The organism is Ensifer sp. ENS11 (assembly GCF_014851895.1).
Classification (GTDB): Bacteria; Pseudomonadota; Alphaproteobacteria; order Rhizobiales; family Rhizobiaceae; genus Ensifer; species Ensifer canadensis.
Genome location: NZ_JACVAN010000017.1, coordinates 71087 through 90570 on the forward strand (window position 1 = coordinate 71087; position 19484 = coordinate 90570).

The 19484-nt window shown below is 61.6% G+C and carries 20 protein-coding genes; 6 read left to right on the top strand and 14 right to left on the bottom strand.

Annotation, left to right across the window (positions count from 1 at the left end):
* Window positions 1-17 precede the first annotated feature (17 nt).
* The 9 genes from IB264_RS25535 to IB264_RS25575 form a co-directional block, all read right to left on the bottom strand.
* Window positions 18-599, bottom strand: coding sequence for a GNAT family N-acetyltransferase (locus IB264_RS25535; protein ID WP_025426769.1), 582 nt, complete (start codon window positions 597-599; stop codon window positions 18-20).
* Window position 600: 1 nt separating this feature from the next.
* Window positions 601-1242 (bottom strand): SGNH/GDSL hydrolase family protein, encoded by a 642-nt coding sequence (locus IB264_RS25540; protein WP_025426768.1) that lies wholly within the window; start codon window positions 1240-1242, stop codon window positions 601-603.
* Window positions 1243-1309: 67 nt separating this feature from the next.
* Window positions 1310-2650, bottom strand: a complete 1341-nt coding sequence (locus IB264_RS25545) for a pyruvate dehydrogenase complex dihydrolipoamide acetyltransferase (protein ID WP_025426767.1) — start codon at window positions 2648-2650, stop codon at window positions 1310-1312.
* A 15-nt stretch (window positions 2651-2665) separates the two neighbouring features.
* On the bottom strand, window positions 2666-4039 hold the full coding sequence (locus IB264_RS25550) for a pyruvate dehydrogenase complex E1 component subunit beta (RefSeq protein WP_025426766.1): 1374 nt from the start codon (window positions 4037-4039) through the stop codon (window positions 2666-2668).
* 17 nt (window positions 4040-4056) lie between these two features.
* Window positions 4057-5103 (bottom strand): pyruvate dehydrogenase (acetyl-transferring) E1 component subunit alpha, encoded by a 1047-nt coding sequence (gene pdhA / locus IB264_RS25555; protein WP_025426765.1) that lies wholly within the window; start codon window positions 5101-5103, stop codon window positions 4057-4059.
* A gap of 136 nt (window positions 5104-5239) precedes the next feature.
* Window positions 5240-5560: a septum formation initiator family protein gene (locus tag IB264_RS25560; protein WP_025426764.1), complete on the bottom strand. Its 321-nt coding sequence runs from the start codon at window positions 5558-5560 to the stop codon at window positions 5240-5242.
* A gap of 143 nt (window positions 5561-5703) precedes the next feature.
* On the bottom strand, window positions 5704-6978 hold the full coding sequence (gene eno, locus IB264_RS25565) for a phosphopyruvate hydratase (protein WP_025426763.1): 1275 nt from the start codon (window positions 6976-6978) through the stop codon (window positions 5704-5706).
* A 129-nt stretch (window positions 6979-7107) separates the two neighbouring features.
* Window positions 7108-7950 carry a 3-deoxy-8-phosphooctulonate synthase gene (gene kdsA / locus IB264_RS25570; RefSeq protein WP_025426762.1) on the bottom strand — a complete coding sequence of 281 codons (843 nt, stop codon included), beginning with the start codon at window positions 7948-7950 and terminating at the stop codon, window positions 7108-7110.
* Window positions 7950-8840: a VOC family protein gene (locus IB264_RS25575; protein WP_025426761.1), complete on the bottom strand. Its 891-nt coding sequence runs from the start codon at window positions 8838-8840 to the stop codon at window positions 7950-7952. The genes kdsA and IB264_RS25575 overlap by 1 nt, the downstream gene beginning before the upstream one ends.
* A gap of 990 nt (window positions 8841-9830) precedes the next feature.
* On the opposite strand from IB264_RS25575, the gene IB264_RS25580 reads away from it, so the two are divergent.
* From IB264_RS25580 to IB264_RS25600, 5 genes are all read left to right on the top strand, one after another.
* The gene (locus tag IB264_RS25580; RefSeq protein ID WP_207207487.1) at window positions 9831-10478 is read left to right on the top strand and encodes a lysophospholipid acyltransferase family protein; all 648 of its coding nucleotides are present in this window, start codon (window positions 9831-9833) and stop codon (window positions 10476-10478) included.
* Entirely contained in the window at window positions 10475-11425 is a 951-nt protein-coding gene (locus IB264_RS25585) for a phosphatidate cytidylyltransferase (RefSeq protein WP_025426759.1), read from the top strand. The genes IB264_RS25580 and IB264_RS25585 overlap by 4 nt, the downstream gene beginning before the upstream one ends.
* The gene (locus IB264_RS25590; protein ID WP_025426758.1) at window positions 11422-11808 is read left to right on the top strand and encodes a hypothetical protein; all 387 of its coding nucleotides are present in this window, start codon (window positions 11422-11424) and stop codon (window positions 11806-11808) included. The genes IB264_RS25585 and IB264_RS25590 overlap by 4 nt, the downstream gene beginning before the upstream one ends.
* Before the next feature lie 3 nt (window positions 11809-11811).
* The gene (locus IB264_RS25595) at window positions 11812-12465 is read left to right on the top strand and encodes a CDP-alcohol phosphatidyltransferase family protein (protein ID WP_025426757.1); all 654 of its coding nucleotides are present in this window, start codon (window positions 11812-11814) and stop codon (window positions 12463-12465) included.
* 280 nt (window positions 12466-12745) lie between these two features.
* Window positions 12746-13939 (top strand): DUF418 domain-containing protein, encoded by a 1194-nt coding sequence (locus IB264_RS25600; RefSeq protein WP_063963221.1) that lies wholly within the window; start codon window positions 12746-12748, stop codon window positions 13937-13939.
* A gap of 141 nt (window positions 13940-14080) precedes the next feature.
* Here IB264_RS25600 and IB264_RS25605 read toward each other — a convergent pair whose 3' ends face one another.
* From IB264_RS25605 to IB264_RS25625, 5 genes are all read right to left on the bottom strand, one after another.
* Window positions 14081-15709, bottom strand: a complete 1629-nt coding sequence (locus IB264_RS25605; RefSeq protein ID WP_025426755.1) for a CTP synthase — start codon at window positions 15707-15709, stop codon at window positions 14081-14083.
* 149 nt (window positions 15710-15858) lie between these two features.
* Window positions 15859-16329 carry a preprotein translocase subunit SecG gene (secG, locus tag IB264_RS25610; RefSeq protein ID WP_025426754.1) on the bottom strand — a complete coding sequence of 157 codons (471 nt, stop codon included), beginning with the start codon at window positions 16327-16329 and terminating at the stop codon, window positions 15859-15861.
* A 134-nt stretch (window positions 16330-16463) separates the two neighbouring features.
* Window positions 16464-17234 (bottom strand): triose-phosphate isomerase, encoded by a 771-nt coding sequence (gene tpiA, locus IB264_RS25615; RefSeq protein WP_025426753.1) that lies wholly within the window; start codon window positions 17232-17234, stop codon window positions 16464-16466.
* A gap of 225 nt (window positions 17235-17459) precedes the next feature.
* Window positions 17460-17942, bottom strand: a complete 483-nt coding sequence (locus IB264_RS25620) for a GNAT family N-acetyltransferase (protein WP_025426752.1) — start codon at window positions 17940-17942, stop codon at window positions 17460-17462.
* A gap of 59 nt (window positions 17943-18001) precedes the next feature.
* Window positions 18002-18493, bottom strand: a complete 492-nt coding sequence (locus tag IB264_RS25625) for an N-acetyltransferase (protein ID WP_025426751.1) — start codon at window positions 18491-18493, stop codon at window positions 18002-18004.
* A 155-nt stretch (window positions 18494-18648) separates the two neighbouring features.
* Between IB264_RS25625 and IB264_RS25630 the strand changes: the two genes are divergently transcribed.
* A complete protein-coding gene (locus IB264_RS25630; RefSeq protein WP_025426750.1) occupies window positions 18649-19260 on the top strand; it encodes a TetR family transcriptional regulator C-terminal domain-containing protein in 612 nt (203 codons plus the stop codon).
* The last annotated feature ends 224 nt before the right edge of the window (window positions 19261-19484 follow it).

Here is a 19484-nt window from a genome sequence, read left to right on the forward strand (position 1 = left end):
TGTTTCCTGCCTTTGTCTCAAGCGACCTTGCGGGTGAAGAGCACCCAGTCGTGTTTTCTGCTACCTTCGAAGAGCGGCACGGCCTCGGTCCGAGCCGCCTCCTCGAAGCCGTTTGCCCTGTAGAGTGCCTGCGCCCTGTCATTGTGGCTTTCGGTGATCAGGCTCACCGGCGCCGAGCCGGCGCGTGCAATTTCATGTGCAAGCAGTCTGCGTCCGATGCCGCGGCCGCGCCGATGGCGGTAAACGCCGAGGCTATCGATGAACCAGTGGCCGACCACAGGCCGCTGCAGCGCCAGCAGGGGTTCGAGCACAGCATGCTTCGCTTCGATTTCCGCCACCGAAGCGTCGATACCGTAGCCGATCGATACCCCCGCGATTTCATCATCGAGGTCGGCAACGACCGCATCCCGCCAGTTTCCAGGGCCGACATCCTCGCGCAGCTTGTTGCGCCCGCGCTCGAAAGCCGTATCGGTCGCCCCGCCAAGAACCGCGCCAGACCAGAGCCAGGCGGCAAAGCCTTGCGAGGCGATGTCGACGAGAACGGCGAGTTCTGCCGCCTCGTTTCGTTCCGCCGGTCTGATGGTGACGTCGTCCGTCATCTCAGACACCGAGCATCATCCGGACGACCGGCTCGAGGCCCCGGCCGATCGCGTGGGTGTTTTCAGCGTCCAGATGCACGCCATCGAGCGGCGTTGTCCTTGCAACCGATCCCGCATCGAAGAACCCGCAATCGAGTTCGTCTGCAAGGTCGCGGTAGAGCGGTGCCAGCATCGCCGACTGCTCGATGCCGTCGGCGAACATCGCCGCGAACGCACTGTTTGCCGTCTCGCAAAGCTGCGGCGGCGAAACGATCAGGATTTCGGGGCCTTCCGCCGTTTCGACCGGCCAATCGTGACGACGCACGAGATTGACCAGGCGCTCGATACCCTTGACCGCGCCGAAAGCCGTGCCGTGAATGATCGGCTTCATATCGTTGGAGCCGAGCAGAATGACCATCAGATCGAGCGGCGCATGACTGTGAAGGACGGTAGGCAGCATCCGCGCGCCGTTGCGGTCGCAATCGGCGAGGTGATCGTCATAGGCGGTCGTGCGTCCATTCAACCCTTCGGCAACAACATGAACGTCCGGCCCGAGCGCCTTCTGCAGCACGTTCGGCCAACGGTCTGCGAGTGCATGACGGCCCGGGCCGGACGCGTCATAGCCCCATGTCAGACTGTCACCGTAGCAGAGAAGTGTTTTCATCGTCCGGGCCCGCCTTCGGCGTTGCGATCAAGGAACGGACCGGCCCGAGGGCCGGTCCTTGTCCACATCAGACCAGCATGCCCATCGGGTTTTCGATGTAGCGCTTGAAGGCTCCGAGCAGTTCGGCGCCGAGCGCGCCATCGACGCAACGATGGTCGGTCGAAAGCGTGACCGTCATCACAGTGGCGATGACCATCTGCTTGTTCTTGACGACGACGCGTTCCTCGCCCGCACCGACCGCAAGGATCGTGGCGTGCGGCGGGTTGACGACGGCGGCGAAGTCCTTGACGCCCATCATGCCCATGTTGGAGACCGCCGTCGTGCCGCCCTGATATTCCTCGGGCTTCAGCTTGCGGTCCTTGGCGCGCTTGCCGAGGTCCTTCATCTCGTTGGAGATGGCAGACAGGCTCTTCAGCTCCGCCTGGCGAACGATCGGCGTGATCAGGCCGCCCGGGATGGACACGGCGACGCCGACGTCGGCATGCTTGTGCTTGACCATGTTGCTGTCGGTCCAGGACACGTTGGCATCCGGAACGTCACGCAGAGCCAGCGCCAGCGCCTTGATCACCATGTCGTTGACCGAGAGCTTGTAGACCGGCTTGCCGTCCTTTTCCGGAGCGGCAGCATTGAGCTGGGCCCTGAGCGCCAGAAGCGTATCCAGTTCGCAATCGAGCGAGACGTAGAAGTGCGGGATCGTCTGCTTGGATTCGACGAGCCGCTTGGCGATCGTCTTGCGCATGCCGTCATGTGGCACGAGCTCGTAGGAGCCGGGCTCGAACAGTTTGAGTACGGCGTCTTCCGACATGCCCTTGGCAAGCGGCGCGGCAGCGGGAGCTGCAGCACCTGCTGCTGGTGCAGCGGCCGGCTTCGCGCCGCCACCGGCAACAGCAGTCTCGACGTCCTTCTTGATCACGCGGCCATGCGGGCCGGAGCCGGCGATCGCCGAGAGATCGATGCCGGCATCCTTGGCAAGACGACGCGCTAGCGGCGACGAGAACACGCGACTGCCGGATTCCGTCTTGGCCGCCTGCGGCGCTGCCGCCACCGGCTGAGTTGCAGCGGGCGCCGGAGCGCTGGCCGCTGCCGGCGCGGGCGCTTCCTTCGTTTCGGCCGCGACCGGTGCCGCTGCACCGTTGCCGCCCTTGGCGGCCGCGGCGACATCTTCGCCGTCGGCTGCAAGGACCGCAATCAGCGCATTGACCTTGACGCCTTCGGTGCCGGCGGGAACGACGATCTTGGCAACGGTGCCTTCATCGACGGCCTCGACTTCCATCGTCGCCTTGTCCGTCTCGATCTCGGCGATCACGTCGCCGGACTTGACCTTATCGCCTTCCTTGACCAGCCACTTGGCCAGATTGCCTTCTTCCATCGTCGGAGAGAGGGCAGGCATTGTGATGTTGATAGGCATCGAAGGGCCCTCCCCTTATTTGTAGCAAACGGCTTTCACCGCATCGACGACCTCTGCGACGTTCGGAAGCGCGAGCTTCTCGAGGTTCGCGGCGTAAGGCATCGGCACATCCTTGCCGGCGATCGTCAGGATCGGGGCATCGAGATAGTCGAAGGCCTGCTGCATGACGCGGGTCGCAATCTCGGTACCGACGGAAGACTGCGGATAGCCTTCTTCGACTGTCACCAGACGACCGGTCTTCCTGACGGATTCGATCACCGTCGGCAGATCCATCGGACGGATGGTGCGAAGGTCGATCAGCTCGACGTCGATGCCCTGCGCTTCCAGTTCGGCGACCGCCTTGATCGCATAGGTCATGCCGATACCGAAGGAAACGATGGTTGCGTCCTTGCCGACCTTGTGGATACGGGCCTTGCCGATCGGCAGCACGAAATCGTCGAGCTTCGGCACTTCGAAGGACTGACCGTAGAGGATTTCGTTTTCGAGGAAGATGACCGGGTTCGGATCGCGGATGGCCGCCTTCAGCAGGCCCTTCGCATCAGCTGCCGTATAGGGCATGACAACCTTGAGACCTGGAATGTGGCTGTACCAGGCGGCATAGCACTGCGAGTGCTGCGCCGCTACGCGGGCCGCAGCACCGCTCGGGCCACGGAACACGATCGGCGCGCCCATCTGGCCGCCGGACATGTAGAGCGTCTTGGCGGCGGAGTTGATGATCTGGTCAATCGCCTGCATGGCGAAGTTGAAGGTCATGAACTCGACGATCGGGCGCAGGCCGGTCATGGCAGCGCCAACGCCGACGCCGGCAAAGCCGTGTTCGGTGATCGGCGTGTCGATGACACGACGGGCGCCGAATTCCTGAAGCAGGCCTTGCGTGATCTTGTAGGCGCCCTGGTATTCGGCGACTTCTTCGCCCATGACGAAGACGTCGTCGCTGGCGCGCATTTCCTCGGCCATGGCGTCGCGCAGAGCTTCACGCACGGTCATCGTCACCATTTCGGTGCCGGCCGGGATTGCCGGATCGGCGGCAACTTCGACCTTCGGCTGGGCCGCAACCGGTGCCGGCGCCGAAGCTGCGGGTGCTTCGCTGGCGGTGGCAGCCTTGGGCGCATCCACCTTCGGTGCGGCGATATCGCCAGCGCCTTCGCCATCCTGCAGCAGGACTGCGATCGGCGTATTGACCTTGACGCCTTCGGTGCCGGCGGCGATCAGCAGCTTGCCGATCGTGCCTTCATCGACGGCTTCCACTTCCATGGTGGCCTTGTCAGTCTCGATCTCGGCGATGACGTCGCCGGAGGAGACCTTGTCGCCTTCGTTCTTCAGCCATTTCGAGAGCGTGCCTTCCTCCATCGTCGGGGAAAGGGCGGGCATGAGAATTTCTACTGGCATATTTGAGCCTCCCCGGATCAAAGCAGGATATCGGTGTAGAGCTCGGATACATCCGGCTCCGGATCAGCCTGGGCAAAATCGGCGCTGTCGGCGACGATGTCGCGGACGTCCTTGTCGATCTGCTTCAGCTCGTCCTCGCTCGCCCATCCCTTTTCGGTCAGACGTGCCTTCACCTGTTCGATCGGATCGTGTTCCGACCGCATCTTCTGCACTTCATCCTTCGAGCGGTACTTCGCCGGGTCGGACATGGAGTGGCCGCGGTAGCGATAGGTCTGCATTTCGAGAATGATCGGGCCCTTGCCCGAACGGCAATACTCGACAGCCTCGTCGCCCGCCGCCTTGACCGCACGAACATCCATGGCATCGACCTGGAAGCCCGGGATGCCGAAGGAGACACCGCGCTTCGAAAAATCGGTCTGCGCCGATGCGCGGGTGACCGACGTGCCCATGGCGTAGCGGTTGTTCTCGATCACGTAGATCACCGGAAGCTTCCACAGCTGCGCCATGTTGAAGCTTTCATAGACCTGGCCCTGGTTGGCCGCGCCATCCCCAAAATAGGCGACGCTGACATTGTCGTTGCCGCGATAGCGGTTGGCAAAGGCAAGGCCGGTGCCGAGCGACACCTGGGCACCGACGATGCCGTGACCGCCGTAAAAATGCTTTTCCTTGGAGAACATGTGCATCGAGCCGCCCTTCCCCTTGGAAAGACCGCTGCGACGACCCGTGAGTTCGGCCATGACGCCGCGGGCGCTCATGCCGCAGGCCAGCATGTGGCCGTGGTCACGGTAGGCGGTGATGACCTGGTCACCGTCTTTCAGCGCCATCTGCATGCCGACGACGACAGCTTCCTGGCCGATGTAGAGATGACAGAAGCCGCCGATGAAACCCATGCCATAGAGCTGGCCGGCCTTTTCCTCGAAACGCCGGATCAGCAGCATTTCGCGGTAGGCTTTCAGTTCGTCTTCTTTGGTGAATTCGGCGATATTACCGCCGCTCAGGTCCTTCTTGGCCGGCTTTGCTGCGGTCTTACGGCTGGAGACGGACGCGTTTTTTCGCGGAGCCATTCATTCCTCCCAATGGTTAGCCTTTGAGGGTTACCATAGGGAAAGAAAAGCGCCACAGCAATGCCATATTTGCATGGCTCGCATTCCGCGCAAGTTATTGAATTTAAATATGAAATGCCAATTAACCGAATTTCGGTTAATTCGTCATGCGGTGGAAAATAACAATTTCATCGCTGCGCGACATATTGAGCGCGAGGCGAGCCTTCTCATCCAGCATGTCACGCTCCAGCGAACCGTCGCTCATCAGCTGAACCTCCTTTTCGAGGGTCGTTCGCCGCTTTGTGAGCTCGTCCAGCCGTGCCTGCCGCTCAACGATCTGGCGATCGAATTGCTCCGTCGCCTTCAAGCCGTAGCCGCCGTGAATGGAATGATAGCCGAAATAAGACAGAAAGGCGACCGCGATCAGCGGCAGCACCAGTCGGCCCAGTTTCCGTTTCTTATGATGCCTTGTCCACATCCCGTTCACACCCTGATACGCAATACAGGGTGAGACTAACCGGCATTGATTAACCGACCGTTGACCATGAATGGCCGGATAAAGCAAAACCCGCCCACGGCAACCGTGAGCGGGTCAATTTTTTCAGCGATCGATCGAGGCTATCAGCCACGCAGGATCGAGCGGCCGGCGTAGTTGGCCTGCAGGCCGAGCTGCTCTTCGATGCGGATCAACTGGTTGTACTTTGCGAGCCGGTCGGACCGGGCCAGCGAGCCGGTCTTGATCTGGCCGCAGTTGGTGGCAACGGCGAGGTCGGCGATCGTCGCGTCCTCGGTCTCGCCCGAACGGTGGGACATGACGGCGGTGTAGCGTGCCTTGTGTGCCGTTTCGACAGCGTCAAGTGTTTCCGACAGCGAGCCGATCTGGTTGACCTTAACGAGGATCGAGTTGGCAACACCCATCTTGATGCCATCGCGCAGGCGGGCGGAGTTGGTGACGAACAGGTCGTCGCCGACGAGCTGGCACTTGTTGCCGATGAGGTCAGTCACAGCCTTCCAGCCGTCCCAATCGTCTTCCGCCATACCATCTTCGATCGAGAAGATCGGGTACTTGGCAGCAAGTTCCGCCAGGTATTCGGCCATTGCACCCGGCTCAAGCGTGCGGCCTTCGCCTTCGAGGACGTACTTGCCGTCCTTGAAGAATTCGGTCGCGGCGCAATCGAGTGCGATGAACATGTCTTCGCCCGGCTTGTAGCCAGCCTTCTCGATCGACTTCATGATGAAGTCGAGTGCTGCCGGAGCGGACGCCAGACCCGGCGCGAAGCCGCCTTCGTCGCCGACATTGGTGTTGTGGCCGTCGGCGGAAAGCTGCTTCTTCAGCGTGTGGAACACTTCCGAACCCATGCGGACCGCGTCACGCATCGTATCGGCACCGACCGGAACGATCATGAACTCCTGGAAGTCGATCGGGTTGTCGGCATGAGCACCACCGTTGATGATGTTCATCATCGGAACCGGAAGCACGTGGGCGTTCGGGCCGCCGACGTAACGGTAGAGCGGCAGGCCGGAAGCTTCGGCGGCAGCCTTGGCGACGGCCAGCGACACGCCGAGGATGGCATTGGCACCGAGGCGCGACTTGTTGGCCGTGCCGTCAAGCTCGATCATCGTCTTGTCGATCTGGATTTGGTTTTCCGCATCGAGGCCACCGATCGCCTCGAAGATCTCGCCGTTGACGGCGTCGACGGCGCGCTCGACGCCCTTGCCGAGGTAACGCGTTCCACCATCGCGCAGTTCGACCGCTTCATGCGCACCGGTCGAGGCACCCGACGGCACGGCCGCGCGGCCGAAGCTTCCGTCTTCCAGATAGACGTCGACCTCGACGGTCGGGTTGCCGCGGCTGTCCAGAATTTCTCGGCCGATGATGTCGATGATTGCTGTCATGATCTCTTCCCTGCTTGAGGACGGTGGTGGGTCGGGCCTGTCATAAGCGAAGGCCCGGGATTTTCAATGGCGCGCAAGATGTAAAAACAACCGCGCCACCGGGGTTCATGAAAATTTCACGAGCCTGTCTCAGCCCTTTGCGACGGCGTCGAAGGCCAGCAGCTTTTCGAGCAGCCGCGGCATGTCCTTCAGATGCACCATGTTGGGGCCATCGGAAGGAGCGTTGTCCGGTTCCTCGTGGGTTTCGACGAACAGGCCGGCGATGCCGACAGCGACGGCTGCACGCGACAGCGTTTCAACGAACTCGCGTTGACCGCCGGTCGAACCGCCCTGCCCGCCCGGCTGCTGCACCGAGTGGGTGGCGTCAAAGACGACGGGCGCGCCGAGCGAGGCCATGATCGGCAGCGAGCGCATATCGGAAACCAGCGTGTTGTAGCCGAAGGACGCGCCACGCTCGCACAGAAGAATGTTGGGATTGCCGCTTTCGGTGAATTTGGCGAGCACGTTCTTCATGTCCCAAGGCGCCAGGAACTGGCCCTTCTTGACGTTGATGGTGCGGCCAGTCTTGGCAGCTGCCACCAGAAGGTCGGTCTGGCGCGACAGGAAGGCCGGGATCTGCAGGATGTCGACGGTCTCGGCGACGACGGCGCACTGCTCCTCGGTGTGCACATCGGTCAGGACCGGGAAACCGAACTCCTTCTTGAGATCGGCAAAGATTTCCATCGCCGTGTCGAGGCCGATGCCGCGCTTGCCAGAAAGCGATGTACGGTTGGCCTTGTCGAAGGACGATTTGTAGACCAGGCCGATATCCAGCGACTTGCATAGTTCGGCAAGCTTTCCCGCCATCATGAAGGCGTGCTCGCGGCTTTCCATCTGGCAGGGGCCGGCGATCAGCGACAGGCGCTCCCTCTGCGAGAAGGCGACCTGCTTGGCACCTTCACCGACGACTACTCTGGCATTCGTTTCCATCATCAAGCTCCAAACGCGAAGATCACCCCTTGCCCCGGCATTTCGGGGACAATGAGGCGTCCGCCCATTTCTGAAAATTCGATATCGTTGCGCGCGAAGAGCGCACGCGTCACTTCGAGGTCCGCGACGCGGAAGATCACGGCCCGGCCGCGCAAGCCGCGCTCGGCGCTGCGGACCGAACGGCCGAAGAAAGCCTCCATGCCGGCGGCGCTCAGCACAGAGATCTTGGCGTTCGTCGTCTCGATATCCATGCCGAAGGAGTGAGCCGCGACTTCGCGCTCATCGACCGCCTCTTGCAGCAGGTACTGGAAATCGGTCGGGTTCGTCTCCGAAAGCACGACCTCGGAAATGCCGAGCACGCTGTTGTCGTGCCGCTCGAGCGCGCCACGATCGATTGGAAGCGCGCGCACCCGCTGACAGCTGAACAGGAAGAAATCCGGCGAGCGCAGGTCGGCGGCAAAGGCCAGCCGGAAGGAGCCAAGCCCTTCCCGGCCATCCGGCAGCCGCATGGGCCGCGAGAACTCCAACATCTCGCCGCCCGAGATGCCACGGGCGCGAAACCGCATATGATCCGTCGCAGCGTCTTCAGTGCCGAGCACGATCGCTGACAGACCTTCCGGCCCCTGACGGAATCGGAAAGCCTGGTCGCGGGCGACGAAGGCGTTGCCGTCCAGGGCTGCCATTTCGCATTCTTCGCGCGAAGCGACGGCAAGCGGCTCAAGATAAGTGTTGTCGGAGAAGAAGACGCAGGCGTTTTCGGTGCCGAAGGGATGGCGAGCATCCTCGGCCACCGTGAAACCGAGATCATTGAGGCGACGCCGTGCCTGTTCAAGTGCGTCCACCGGTAGCACGAGATGATCGAGCGGGCGGGTGGTGCGCTTGGAGAGGCTCATGGCGGTTTCCCTGATGGTTTGCCGCTGTTTGCAACTTTTGTCCGGCGATTGCAAGCCGACTGGCGGCCATGGCACCGATTGCCCGTCTGGACCCAAACATCTGCAGAGAACAGAATCCATCCGCGCCGGGCACCGCCCGCCGCAGATTTATGGTTGCCACCAGGTGCCGAACTGCCCGAGCGTCAATAGTATCCCGGCGCCGCGGTGGCGTTGCCCGTATTCGAAGCCCCGAGACCGGGGGCGAATGTTTGCGGCTGCGCGTAGGTCGTATTGCTCGAGGACGTCGTGGCACAGCCCGAAAGCCCTAGCAGGGCGATCGTCAAAGGCACGAACAACAAAGTTATGAAGCGCATAGGTACTGACCCTTTCTTTAGCTGAAGAACAGAAAAGGCTGAAACCGGTGTTTTGGGGAGTACGTAACAGTAACACGACGTAACACGGCGACACGAGGGACTGGGAACCGCAGCGTCGCGTCGGCCGCTGCGGTTGTTCTCGTTACACCTGCGTTCAGCGCCCGAACAACGAGGTCGGGCCATTCGCGTCAAACACTAAGATCGCGTTTGATGGCGCAGGTCGCGATAAAGGTCGGCACAAACCTGTCGATCAGGAAACTGGCGCATTGAACGACGCTCCTCTTACAACACTCGAAAATTGGCGGCTGCGCTGCAAGCGGTCAACGTTCAGTAGAAGCCGCCTTTCGGTAAAAGACTGCGGTGTGACGTCGCATCGTTTTCAGCGTGTCAGCTAAAAACGTGCAGAGATCGAAGAATTTGCGGCGCCCACACGTCATCATCCCAGGAGCGACTTCGGCCGCTTGTGAAGCGGACGCAATCGCGTAAAGTCGGCCGATGCAGCCTGAGGTTACGATGGGCCTGCGCGTTTTTAGGGGCAACATTTGATCATTTCATTGCACGGCGGGGGACACATCCGGATACGCGGAGCAAGGCAACCTTCGATACCTGGATGCCTTCAACATGGAGTTGAGGCGGCATGATTCGCGATTTGATTGCCAAGCTCGCTTCGGTCGCCATCATGATGTTTGCCCGCGCACTGACAGCTGCCCGGGCACTCTGGCACGAAACCGGCCTGCCGCCGAGACAGAGCATCTATTTCGCCAACCACTCCAGCCATGGCGATTTCATCCTGATCTGGGCCGTGCTGCCGCCTTGGCTGCGCGACCGCGCCCGCCCGGTTGCCAGCGCCGAATACTGGCTGAAGTCGAAGCTGACATCGTTCATCGGCCGCGACGTCTTCAATGCGGTGCTGATCGAACGCGACCCCGCCGCGCGCACAAGCGACCCGGTCGAACAGATGGCGACGGCTCTGGACGAAGGTGCCTCGCTGATCGTGTTTCCCGAAGGCACGCGCAACCAGACCGAGGCCAAGCTGCTGCCATTCAAGAGCGGGCTCTATCACCTCGCACGCAAGCGGCCGGACGTGGCGCTTGTCCCTGTCTGGATCAACAATCTCAACCGCGTGATGCCGAAGGGCGAGTTCGTTCCGATCCCGCTGATCTGCACGATCAACTTCGGCGAGCCGTTGAAGGTTGGACCAGACGAGAGCAAGGAAGACTTCATCGCCAGGGCGCAAGCAGCACTGCTTTCCCTCGCCCCGGCACAGACGGATAACGACGCATGAGTACCACGACTTCCGATATGGTCACCCTGCTGCTCGGCGTCGGCGGCATCCTGCTGTTCGCCTCTTCGGTCGGTTACGTACTGCAGCGCAGGCTTTCGCCCGACGGCTCCAATGGAGCGATCGAGAACCTCAACGCCCGCATCAAGGCCTGGTGGGCAATGGTGTTCCTCATTGCCATCGCCTTCATCGCCGGACGTGTCGGGGTGCTGCTGCTTTTCGCCTTCTGCTCATTTGCGGCGCTACGTGAATTCATCACGCTGATCAATACGCGCCGCGCCGACCATTGGGCGATCGCTGCTGCCTTTTTCCTGGCCTTACCGATCAACTATTATCTGCTCTGGGCCGAAGAATACGGCATCTACGCGATCTTCATTCCTGTCTATGCCTTCCTGCTGATGCCGATCATTGCGGTCCTGCGGGGCGATACGCAAAACTTCCTGCTGCGGATTTCCGAAGTCCAATGGGCGTTGATGATCTGCGTGTTTTGCGCCTCGCACGTACCGGCCTTGCTGACGCTGCAGATACCCGGCTACGGGGGGCGCAACGTGTTGTTGATCGCCTTCCTGGTGATCGTCGTGCAATCGAGCGATGTGCTGCAATATGTCTGGGGCAAGCTCTTCGGGCGCACCAAGATCGCGCCGAAGCTCTCGCCGTCGAAGACAGTGGAGGGGTTCGTCGGCGGCGTTGCCAGCGCGACGCTGCTCGGCGCCTCGCTCTGGTGGATCACGCCGTTTACCCCGATCCAGGCCGGGGTGATGTCGTTCATCATCACGATGATGGGCTTCTTCGGCGGGCTGGTGATGTCGGCGATCAAGCGGGATCGCGGCGTCAAGGACTGGGGCCACCTGATCGAAGGCCATGGCGGCTTGATCGACCGGCTGGATTCGGTCGTATTCTCGGCACCGATCTTCTTTCATCTGACGCGATACTGGTGGTCGTTGACATGAGCGGCCACCTGCGCGCTTTTGCCCGCAGCAGCATCGTCCACGTGCTTTTTGCTTTCATAGCAATGGGCGGATGGGCGCTGTTTGCCAACAGGCACCACCCAATGCCGCGACCACTCGTAGCCGGCCTGGTGCAGGGCGCCCTTTCAGCCGCGCTGACACTGTGCCTGAAATCGGCCATCGACGCGCTGTCTCTTCGTTTCCGCGGCACTTCGCAGCTTTGGATGCCGCCGCTCCTCGCCTGCCTTGCTTCGACAAGCATCCTCGTCGCCGTGCACGCGGCAACCGGAACACCGGAAATTCTCAAAACCATTGCCGTGCCGCTGCTGGTATCGGGCAGTTATGCAGTGCTCTACAACTATTCGATCAGCCGCGGGGGAGCTTGACCAATGACAGAAACCGGCGACCGCAGGCCGTTGGCCAGCCGAAACACCCGCTGGGCGCAGGCAATCGCCCGACGCCTCGCCGCGATGTCGATCACGCCCAACCAGATATCGCAGGCAAGCATGGCGGCCGCGGCTCTGGCAGGCGTTGCTTTCTGGCTGACCAGCGAGACCCAGGACGGACTTCGCGCCCTGCTTTTCATCGCGGCGGCCCTGTTCTGCCAGATGCGTCTGCTCTGCAATCTATTTGACGGTATGGTTGCCGTCGAGGGCGGCAAGGGTGAACCGGACGGTCCGTTCTGGAATGAATTTCCCGATCGGGTCGCCGACCTCTTCATTTTCGCCGGCGCCGGCTATGGCGTCGGCCTGCCTGCGCTCGGCTTTGCCGCAGGCGCCTTCGCCGTGCTCACCGCCTATGTCCGCGAACTCGGCCGTGCCAATGGCGCACCGAGCGACTTTTCCGGCCCGTTGGCAAAACAGCACCGCATGGCGGTGATCACGTTGGCGGCCGTCGTTTCGGCTTTTGAAGGGTTGTGGCTCGGCGATGGCGAAGTACTGCTCGTCGCCCTTGTTGTCGTCTCGGTCGGGGCAGCCGTTACGGCATTGCGCCGCGCGCGACGCCAGACCGCCTGGCTGAAGGCCAAAGCCGCAGCAAACTAGCCTCCGCGGACCGCACCCCCCAACCTCAATCCGTTGAACGCCGTCGCCTGCATCGGCTCGGCGAACCCCTTGACGTCCTCGAAACTTATTATTAGATAGATTACTCTATTTATTATAACGCCACTGAGCCGCCCTTGAACGTTTTGCGCCACCCACTGCCGACCCCCCGGTTGGCGGAGCTACGTCGACCGTTCGCCCAACCATGCCCGTTCGGCGATAGGCGTTTTGAATCAGATGGATCCGGCCGGCCGCCACATCGCCTGCCGTTACGGAGATGACCATGACCACCCAAGACCGCATAGACGGGGTCGATGCGCTGCGCGGCTTCGCGCTGCTCGGCATTCTGCTCGTCAACATCATGGCCTTCGCTTCGGCATTTTACGGCCTCGAATTGCCTGACCCATCGTTCGATACCGGCCTAGACCGCGCGGTGCACTTCGCTGTCGCACTGTTCTTCGAAATGAAGTTCTACCTGCTCTTTTCCTTTCTCTTCGGCTACAGCTTCACCTTGCAGATGCGCTCCGCCGAAAAGGCAGGCGACGCCTTCGTGCCGCGACTCTTGCGGCGGCAGGCGGGGCTCTGGCTGATTGGCCTGACGCATGCGGTGCTTTTGTTTCATGGCGACATCCTGACGACCTACGCCGTCCTTGGCATCGCCCTGATGATGTTGCGCACGCGAAGCGATGCCAGCCTCTGGCGTCTCGCTCGCCTGCTGGTGATCAGTACGGCGCTTGCCTGGTTCGCCCTTGGCGTCGCCGCCGTCCTGGAGCCTCCAGTCCTTGAGCGGTACGCCATCATCGCCGCGGCTGCAGCGACGGAAGCGGCCTTTCGGGGCGATTGGCAATCCATCATCGGCCAGCACCTGACGGAACTGTCATCGGTCTGGGTCATCCTCGGCCTGTTGCAGGCGCCATCGGCGCTGGCCATGTTTCTTGTCGGCCTGATTGCCGGACGTCGGCAGATCCTGTCTCGGCCGCAGGAGAACCGCGCCCTGTTCCGTTGGCTTGTTCGCCTCGGCCTTTTCGTCGGCCTGCCTGGCGCCGTCATCTATGCCTATACCAGCGTCCAAATGGCCGATTCGCCTCAGGCGATCACCGGACTTGCCGTCGGGCTGTTGACCGCGCCGTTTCTGACGGGAGCCTATGTCGGCGCGATGATGCTGTTCCTCGATAGTGCCGCTGGACGGTGGCTGCGCAACCTGTTGGCGCCGGCCGGCCGGACCGCGCTTTCCAACTACCTGCTACAGTCGCTCATCTGCGCGCTTATCTTTCATGGCTACGGTTTCGGCTTGATCGGCCATATCTCGCCGCTCGAAACCGTATCGATGGCCCTTGTCGTCTACGCCGCCCAGCTTGTTCTTAGCCGCTGGTGGCTGCAACGCTTCGCCTATGGACCGCTGGAATGGCTGCTGCGCCTCATCACCATTTGGCGCGTGCCGCAATGGCGCAACCTTGCAAGCGCCGATCGGCGGTAGACCATTCTTTTCGGCGAGATCGAGATCGCACCCGGCGACCCTGCTCGCCGGGCGCTTCGGTGTCGATGCGGCATATGAAGCCAAAACGAAAACGGCCGGTCACGTAGGACCGGCCGCAATTTTCAGAACCGTGCTGACGGATCAAACGAAGCGCGACTGTTCCAGCGCCGCTTCGACGAAGCTCGCAAACAGCGGGTGCGGATCAAGGGGGCGCGATTTCAGCTCCGGGTGATACTGCACGCCGATGAACCACGGATGGTCAGGGTACTCGACGGTCTCAGGCAGAATGCCATCAGGCGACATGCCCGAGAAGACCAGGCCGCAGGATTCAAGCTGCGGCTTGTAATCGACGTTGACCTCGTAGCGGTGGCGATGACGCTCCGAAATATCGGCCGTGCCGTAGATGTCGGCAATCTTCGTGCCGGTCTTCAGCGACGCACGATAGGCGCCAAGGCGCATGGTTCCGCCGAGATCGCCGGAAGCCGAGCGCTTCTGAAGTTCGTTGCCCTTAACCCATTCGGTCATGAGGCCGACGACCGGCTCCTTGGTCGGGCCGAACTCGGTCGAGGATGCCTTGTCGATGCCGGCAAGGTTGCGCGCCGCTTCGACGACTGCCATCTGCATGCCGAAGCAGATGCCGAAATACGGCACCTTGCGTTCGCGGGCGAAACGCGCCGCGTTGATCTTGCCCTCGGAGCCACGCTCGCCGAAGCCGCCGGGAACCAGGATGCCGTGTACCTTTTCGAGATACGGCGCCGGATCTTCCTTTTCGAAGACCTCCGACTCGATCCACTCGAGCTTGACCTTGACCCGGTTGGCGATGCCGCCGTGATAGAGCGCTTCGGTCAGCGACTTGTAGGCGTCCTTGAGGCCGGTGTACTTGCCGACGATCGCAATGGTGACTTCGCCTTCCGGCGTACGGATGCGATCGGCAACTTCTTCCCACGCTTCCATGCGCGGCTTCGGTGCCGGCTCGATGCCGAAGGCGGCAAGCACTTCGTTGTCGAGGCCTTCCTTGTGGTAGGCGATCGGCACGTCGTAGATCGAAGCGACATCGAGCGCCTGGATAACCGCCGACTGGCGGACGTTGCAGAACAGCGAAAGCTTGCGACGTTCGGCCTCGGGAATTTCGCGATCGGCACGGACGAGCAGGATGTCGGGATGAATGCCGAGCGCCTGCAGTTCCTTGACCGAATGCTGGGTCGGCTTGGTCTTCAGTTCACCAGCCGCCGGAATGTAGGGCATCAGCGTCAGGTGGACATAAACGGCGGTGCCGCGCGGCAGATCGTTGCCGAGCTGGCGGATCGCCTCCATGAACGGCATCGCTTCGATGTCGCCGACGGTGCCGCCGATCTCGCACAGCACGAAATCATAGTCATCGTTGCCTTCGGTAACGAAGTTCTTGATCTCGTTAGTAACGTGCGGGATCACCTGAACGGTTGCGCCGAGATAGTCGCCGCGACGTTCCTTGTCGATGATGTTCTTGTAGATCCGGCCGGTGGTGATGTTGTCGGTCTTCGTCGCCGAACGCCCCGTGAAGCGTTCATAGTGGCCGAGATCCAGATCGGTCTCGGCGCCGTCGTCGGTGACGAACACCTCGCCGTGCTGGGTCGGGCTCATGGTGCCCGGATCAACGTTGAGGTAGGGGTCGAGCTTGCGCAGTCTCACCCGGTAGCCACGCGCCTGCAGCAACGCTCCAAGAGCAGCCGCAGCTATGCCTTTTCCGAGGGAGGAAACCACGCCGCCAGTGATGAATACATATCGCGCCATGGGAGTCACCGGTTACCTTTTAACAAACGATTCCGCCACCGAAAAATTCGCCTATCCGAATTTTTCCGTCTTCGAAGGGAATCAGATTTCACACAAAATAAAACCGGCGGATGGTGCCATCCGCCGGTGGGTTCATTTAAATTGCGACCTTATTGGCCGCTGGGAACTTGCGATCCCGTGTTGCCGTTGGCGCCGCCTGCAGGCGTTTGCGTTGTCGTGGCACCGCTAGCCGGAGCCTCGCCTGTGGTCGCCGGAGCCGGTGCTGTTGCACCGTTGCCGGTCGCAGGCTGCTGGGTCGCGCCGCCGGCCGGAGCCTGAGTGTTGCCACCGCCAAGCGAATCGAGGACGCCGCCGCCCGAGCTGGTGCCCGGAATACGGTCGAGGATGTCGGTCGCCTGCGGCTGGTAACGGGCGAGGATACCCATCGCCAGGGCCAGAACGAAGAACAGTGCCGCGAGGATCGCCGTCGTGCGGGTCAGCGCATTGGCAGTGCCGCGTGCGGACATGAAGCCCGAGCCACCGCCGATGCCGAGGCCACCACCTTCGGAGCGCTGAATGAGAACGACGCCGATCAGGGCAACGACGACCATGAGATAGATGACGAGTAGTACGGTCTGCATCAGCTTCCAGTCCTGCCCTTTGGGCAAACGAATCAAATCTTGCGCGGACTCGGGGCTTCCCGGGCGCAATTTTCGCGCTTCTTTATACCAAGCCGTCCGCTATTCCAACCCCCTGCCCGGCCTGTGCCGGACAATCAGGCCGTCAAATCTTCATAAGCCCGGTAGATGGCGAGAAAGTCTTCGGCTTTCAAGCTCGCACCACCGATCAGCGCGCCATCGACGTTGGCAACGCCCATCAATTCGCGGGCATTGGACGGCTTGACCGAACCGCCGTAGAGAATGCGCATCTTGCCGCCGGCACCACCGAACCGCGACACCAGTTCCTGGCGCATGAAGGCATGCGCCTCTTCGACGTCGGCAGTCGTCGGCGTCAGACCCGTACCGATCGCCCAGACCGGCTCATAGGCAATGACAGTGTTTTCCGCCGTGGCGCTGTCGGGCAGGCTTTCGGCAAGCTGACGCTTGAGCACGTCGAGCGTCTTGCCCACCTGTCGCTCGTCACCGGTTTCGCCAATGCAGACGATGGCGACCAGTTCGGCGGCGTGGGCGGCGTCCGTCTTGGCGCGCACCAACCCGTCATGCTCGGCATGGTCGGTGCGTCGCTCGGAATGGCCGACGATCACATGGGTGCCGAAGCAATCGGCGATCATTTCGGCAGAAACTTCGCCGGTATGTGCGCCGGACTGCTTCTGATGGCAATCCTGGGCGCCGATCATCAGCGGGCTATCGTCGCAAAGCGCGGTCGCAACATAGAGTAACGTCGCGGGCGGGCAGATCAGCGTCTCGACCTTGCTCGACAGATCGCCCTTGACCCCTTCGGCCATCGCCTTGATCTGATCGAACGATGCGCGCGTTCCGTTCATCTTCCAGTTTCCGGCGACGAGCGGGCGGATGTCAGGCGTCATGAAATTTCCTCCGGGTCAGGTCATTTTCTCGGCAAGCGGCCTAGCAAATGCAGCCGGCAAAGGAAAGCATCCGTCGCTGAATATTCCGGCAGGACCAAAACGATCGGCCCGGCCGGTGGTCTCTCGCATTGCAGCGCCGCGCGTTAAGTATGACGCGCAAAGGATGCTGTAACGCTTTCAACCTGCTGAATAATATCGTCCTTGGATCGATTCCGAATTAAGGATCTATATGCGGGCGACGGTGCGAGCCATGTGGATCACCGCAAAAGGCAATCCTTCATCATCCCTCTCCTGTCGGCCCGTGACGACAAAGCCGCGACGGTGATAGAATTCGACCGCGCTCGCGTTGTCGGCGTAGACGCTGACGTCGAGATGACCGAGCCGCGTCGCGGCGTGTTCGATCAGTCCGCGGCCGATGCCGGCGCCATGGACTTCGGGATCGACGAACAACCCGCCGACAAAATTGTCGATCAGCCCGATGAAGCCCGCCGGATGCCCACCGACCTCTGCGACCCAATTGTCGGCCATCGGCAGGTACGTGTCGCGGACGATCTGCAGCTGGGTGACCAGCCGCTCTTCGCCGAGAAAGGGATGCCCGATGCGCGAGGCGGACAGCCAGATGGCCACCAGCCGGTCACGATCTTCCGCGCGGTAAGGCCGGATCACCGTTTCTGAGAGCCGATTGGCCTCGTGTTGGTCGTTTTGCATGTCTCTCTTATAAGATATTCTGAGCGGCAACCCGCCGAGCGCCGCCAGTGATGCCTCTTTCAGGCCGCAAACTTGAGCACGGCCTCCGGCTCTTCGCCGTAGCTATCGCCTGTCAGAACAAAGCCCAACCCCTTGTAGAAACCTTCTGGGCTCGCCTCACCCAGTCCGTAGCTGGTGTAGAGCTCGCGGATGCCACGCGCCTTGAGGTCGCGCACGACGAGTTCGATCGCCTTCTTGCCGATGCCCTTGCCCTGAAATGGACGGGCTATCATGAAGCGCCAGAGGTAGACGCCCGGGCAATCGATGCCGTCGTCCCAATCCGATCCCTGGTGCAGCATGATGAAACCGACGAGCGTCTCCTCGGCGTAGATCGCGCGGAACCAGGCATTCTCGGAGAAATGCGCTTCCGCAATCGAGGTGCCGTTGTCGGCGACCATATTGCGCTGTCCTTCGCTCAGCGTTTCGCTGAGCTCGCAGACCTCGCAAACGGTAAGCGCGGAGATACGGCGGAAGGTAATTTCTGCATCAGACGGCAATGCATGTTCGCTCATAAGCGACTCCTGAAAATCAAATGGATGAAAACGAGGACCAAGCCAAAAAGGCCGGCCGCGGTTTTAGATCGTCCGCCAACGATTTGAGCCAACGCTCAAATTGGACATATGATCAAATCTGCGCTATGTCAATCGCATACAACCGGAGACTGAATATGGTGTACATGACCCGCCTCGCCCGGCGCGAGGCGATCATTGCGGCGGCCATCGCCGTCATGCTGAAGGACGGCTTCGACGGGATGACGACACGTCGGGTTGCAGCCGAAATGGGAGCGGCCAACGGCATCATCCACCATCACTTCAAAACGGCAAGCGACCTCAAGTGTGCGGCCTTCCTGCATTACGAGGCTGCGGCCCGTGCCGAGTTCGTGGAGATGCGCCCTGCACTCAGTGCGACGGCAGCGCTCAAGCTCTTCGTCAGTGACCACACGGACGATACACGGGAAAGCGGTATGCGGTTCTGGGCGGAGGCATGGCGGGCAGCCCAGGCCGACCCAGAATTGGCCGGCGCTTACGCCCGGGCCGTTTCCGGCTGGCATCGTCTGCTTTGCGGCATCATTGCGGACGGTGTCGCGGCGGATGAATTCCGTGCAGGCGTGCTCGCAGAAACGATCTCCTGGCGGATCCTCGGTCTCGGAATTGGCCTTTCCAGCATGGCAGTGCTGCCTATGCCGCTGCTATCGCCGACAACCGTGCGCCGCCTGATGATGCAGGCCGTCGCGGACGATCTCGGCATCTCGTTTCAGGAGATAACCGGGGCATCCTGACCTATACCAAACCTGCGCTGATATTGACCTATTGCGTGGGACCGTGTGCGGTCATCCGGCGAGGAGCGGACCTGAGAGCGATGCCTTGGCATCGGTCGAGGATTGCGACGCTGCCAGTGGGCGACAGACGGCCCGCCCGAAGGGCCGGGCACTTTTGCCCCTTGATGGCGTTGACAATCCTCACCGGACCACGCGGTCCGGCTGCGGTTATCTCCTTGCCGGAA

What these genes read in the sequence shown, in the direction of transcription:
- IB264_RS25535 (WP_025426769.1), bottom strand. Translation starts at nt 599, where the DNA reads ATGACGGACGACGTCACCATCAGACCGGCGGAACGAAACGAGGCGGCA.
- IB264_RS25540 (WP_025426768.1), bottom strand. Translation starts at nt 1,242, where the DNA reads ATGAAAACACTTCTCTGCTACGGTGACAGTCTGACATGGGGCTATGAC.
- IB264_RS25545 (WP_025426767.1), bottom strand. Translation starts at nt 2,650, where the DNA reads ATGCCTATCAACATCACAATGCCTGCCCTCTCTCCGACGATGGAAGAA.
- IB264_RS25550 (WP_025426766.1), bottom strand. Translation starts at nt 4,039, where the DNA reads ATGCCAGTAGAAATTCTCATGCCCGCCCTTTCCCCGACGATGGAGGAA.
- pdhA (WP_025426765.1), bottom strand. Translation starts at nt 5,103, where the DNA reads ATGGCTCCGCGAAAAAACGCGTCCGTCTCCAGCCGTAAGACCGCAGCA.
- IB264_RS25560 (WP_025426764.1), bottom strand. Translation starts at nt 5,560, where the DNA reads ATGTGGACAAGGCATCATAAGAAACGGAAACTGGGCCGACTGGTGCTG.
- eno (WP_025426763.1), bottom strand. Translation starts at nt 6,978, where the DNA reads ATGACAGCAATCATCGACATCATCGGCCGAGAAATTCTGGACAGCCGC.
- kdsA (WP_025426762.1), bottom strand. Translation starts at nt 7,950, where the DNA reads ATGATGGAAACGAATGCCAGAGTAGTCGTCGGTGAAGGTGCCAAGCAG.
- IB264_RS25575 (WP_025426761.1), bottom strand. Translation starts at nt 8,840, where the DNA reads ATGAGCCTCTCCAAGCGCACCACCCGCCCGCTCGATCATCTCGTGCTA.
- IB264_RS25580 (WP_207207487.1), top strand. Translation starts at nt 9,831, where the DNA reads ATGATTCGCGATTTGATTGCCAAGCTCGCTTCGGTCGCCATCATGATG.
- IB264_RS25585 (WP_025426759.1), top strand. Translation starts at nt 10,475, where the DNA reads ATGAGTACCACGACTTCCGATATGGTCACCCTGCTGCTCGGCGTCGGC.
- IB264_RS25590 (WP_025426758.1), top strand. Translation starts at nt 11,422, where the DNA reads ATGAGCGGCCACCTGCGCGCTTTTGCCCGCAGCAGCATCGTCCACGTG.
- IB264_RS25595 (WP_025426757.1), top strand. Translation starts at nt 11,812, where the DNA reads ATGACAGAAACCGGCGACCGCAGGCCGTTGGCCAGCCGAAACACCCGC.
- IB264_RS25600 (WP_063963221.1), top strand. Translation starts at nt 12,746, where the DNA reads ATGACCACCCAAGACCGCATAGACGGGGTCGATGCGCTGCGCGGCTTC.
- IB264_RS25605 (WP_025426755.1), bottom strand. Translation starts at nt 15,709, where the DNA reads ATGGCGCGATATGTATTCATCACTGGCGGCGTGGTTTCCTCCCTCGGA.
- secG (WP_025426754.1), bottom strand. Translation starts at nt 16,329, where the DNA reads ATGCAGACCGTACTACTCGTCATCTATCTCATGGTCGTCGTTGCCCTG.
- tpiA (WP_025426753.1), bottom strand. Translation starts at nt 17,234, where the DNA reads ATGACGCCTGACATCCGCCCGCTCGTCGCCGGAAACTGGAAGATGAAC.
- IB264_RS25620 (WP_025426752.1), bottom strand. Translation starts at nt 17,942, where the DNA reads ATGCAAAACGACCAACACGAGGCCAATCGGCTCTCAGAAACGGTGATC.
- IB264_RS25625 (WP_025426751.1), bottom strand. Translation starts at nt 18,493, where the DNA reads ATGAGCGAACATGCATTGCCGTCTGATGCAGAAATTACCTTCCGCCGT.
- IB264_RS25630 (WP_025426750.1), top strand. Translation starts at nt 18,649, where the DNA reads ATGGTGTACATGACCCGCCTCGCCCGGCGCGAGGCGATCATTGCGGCG.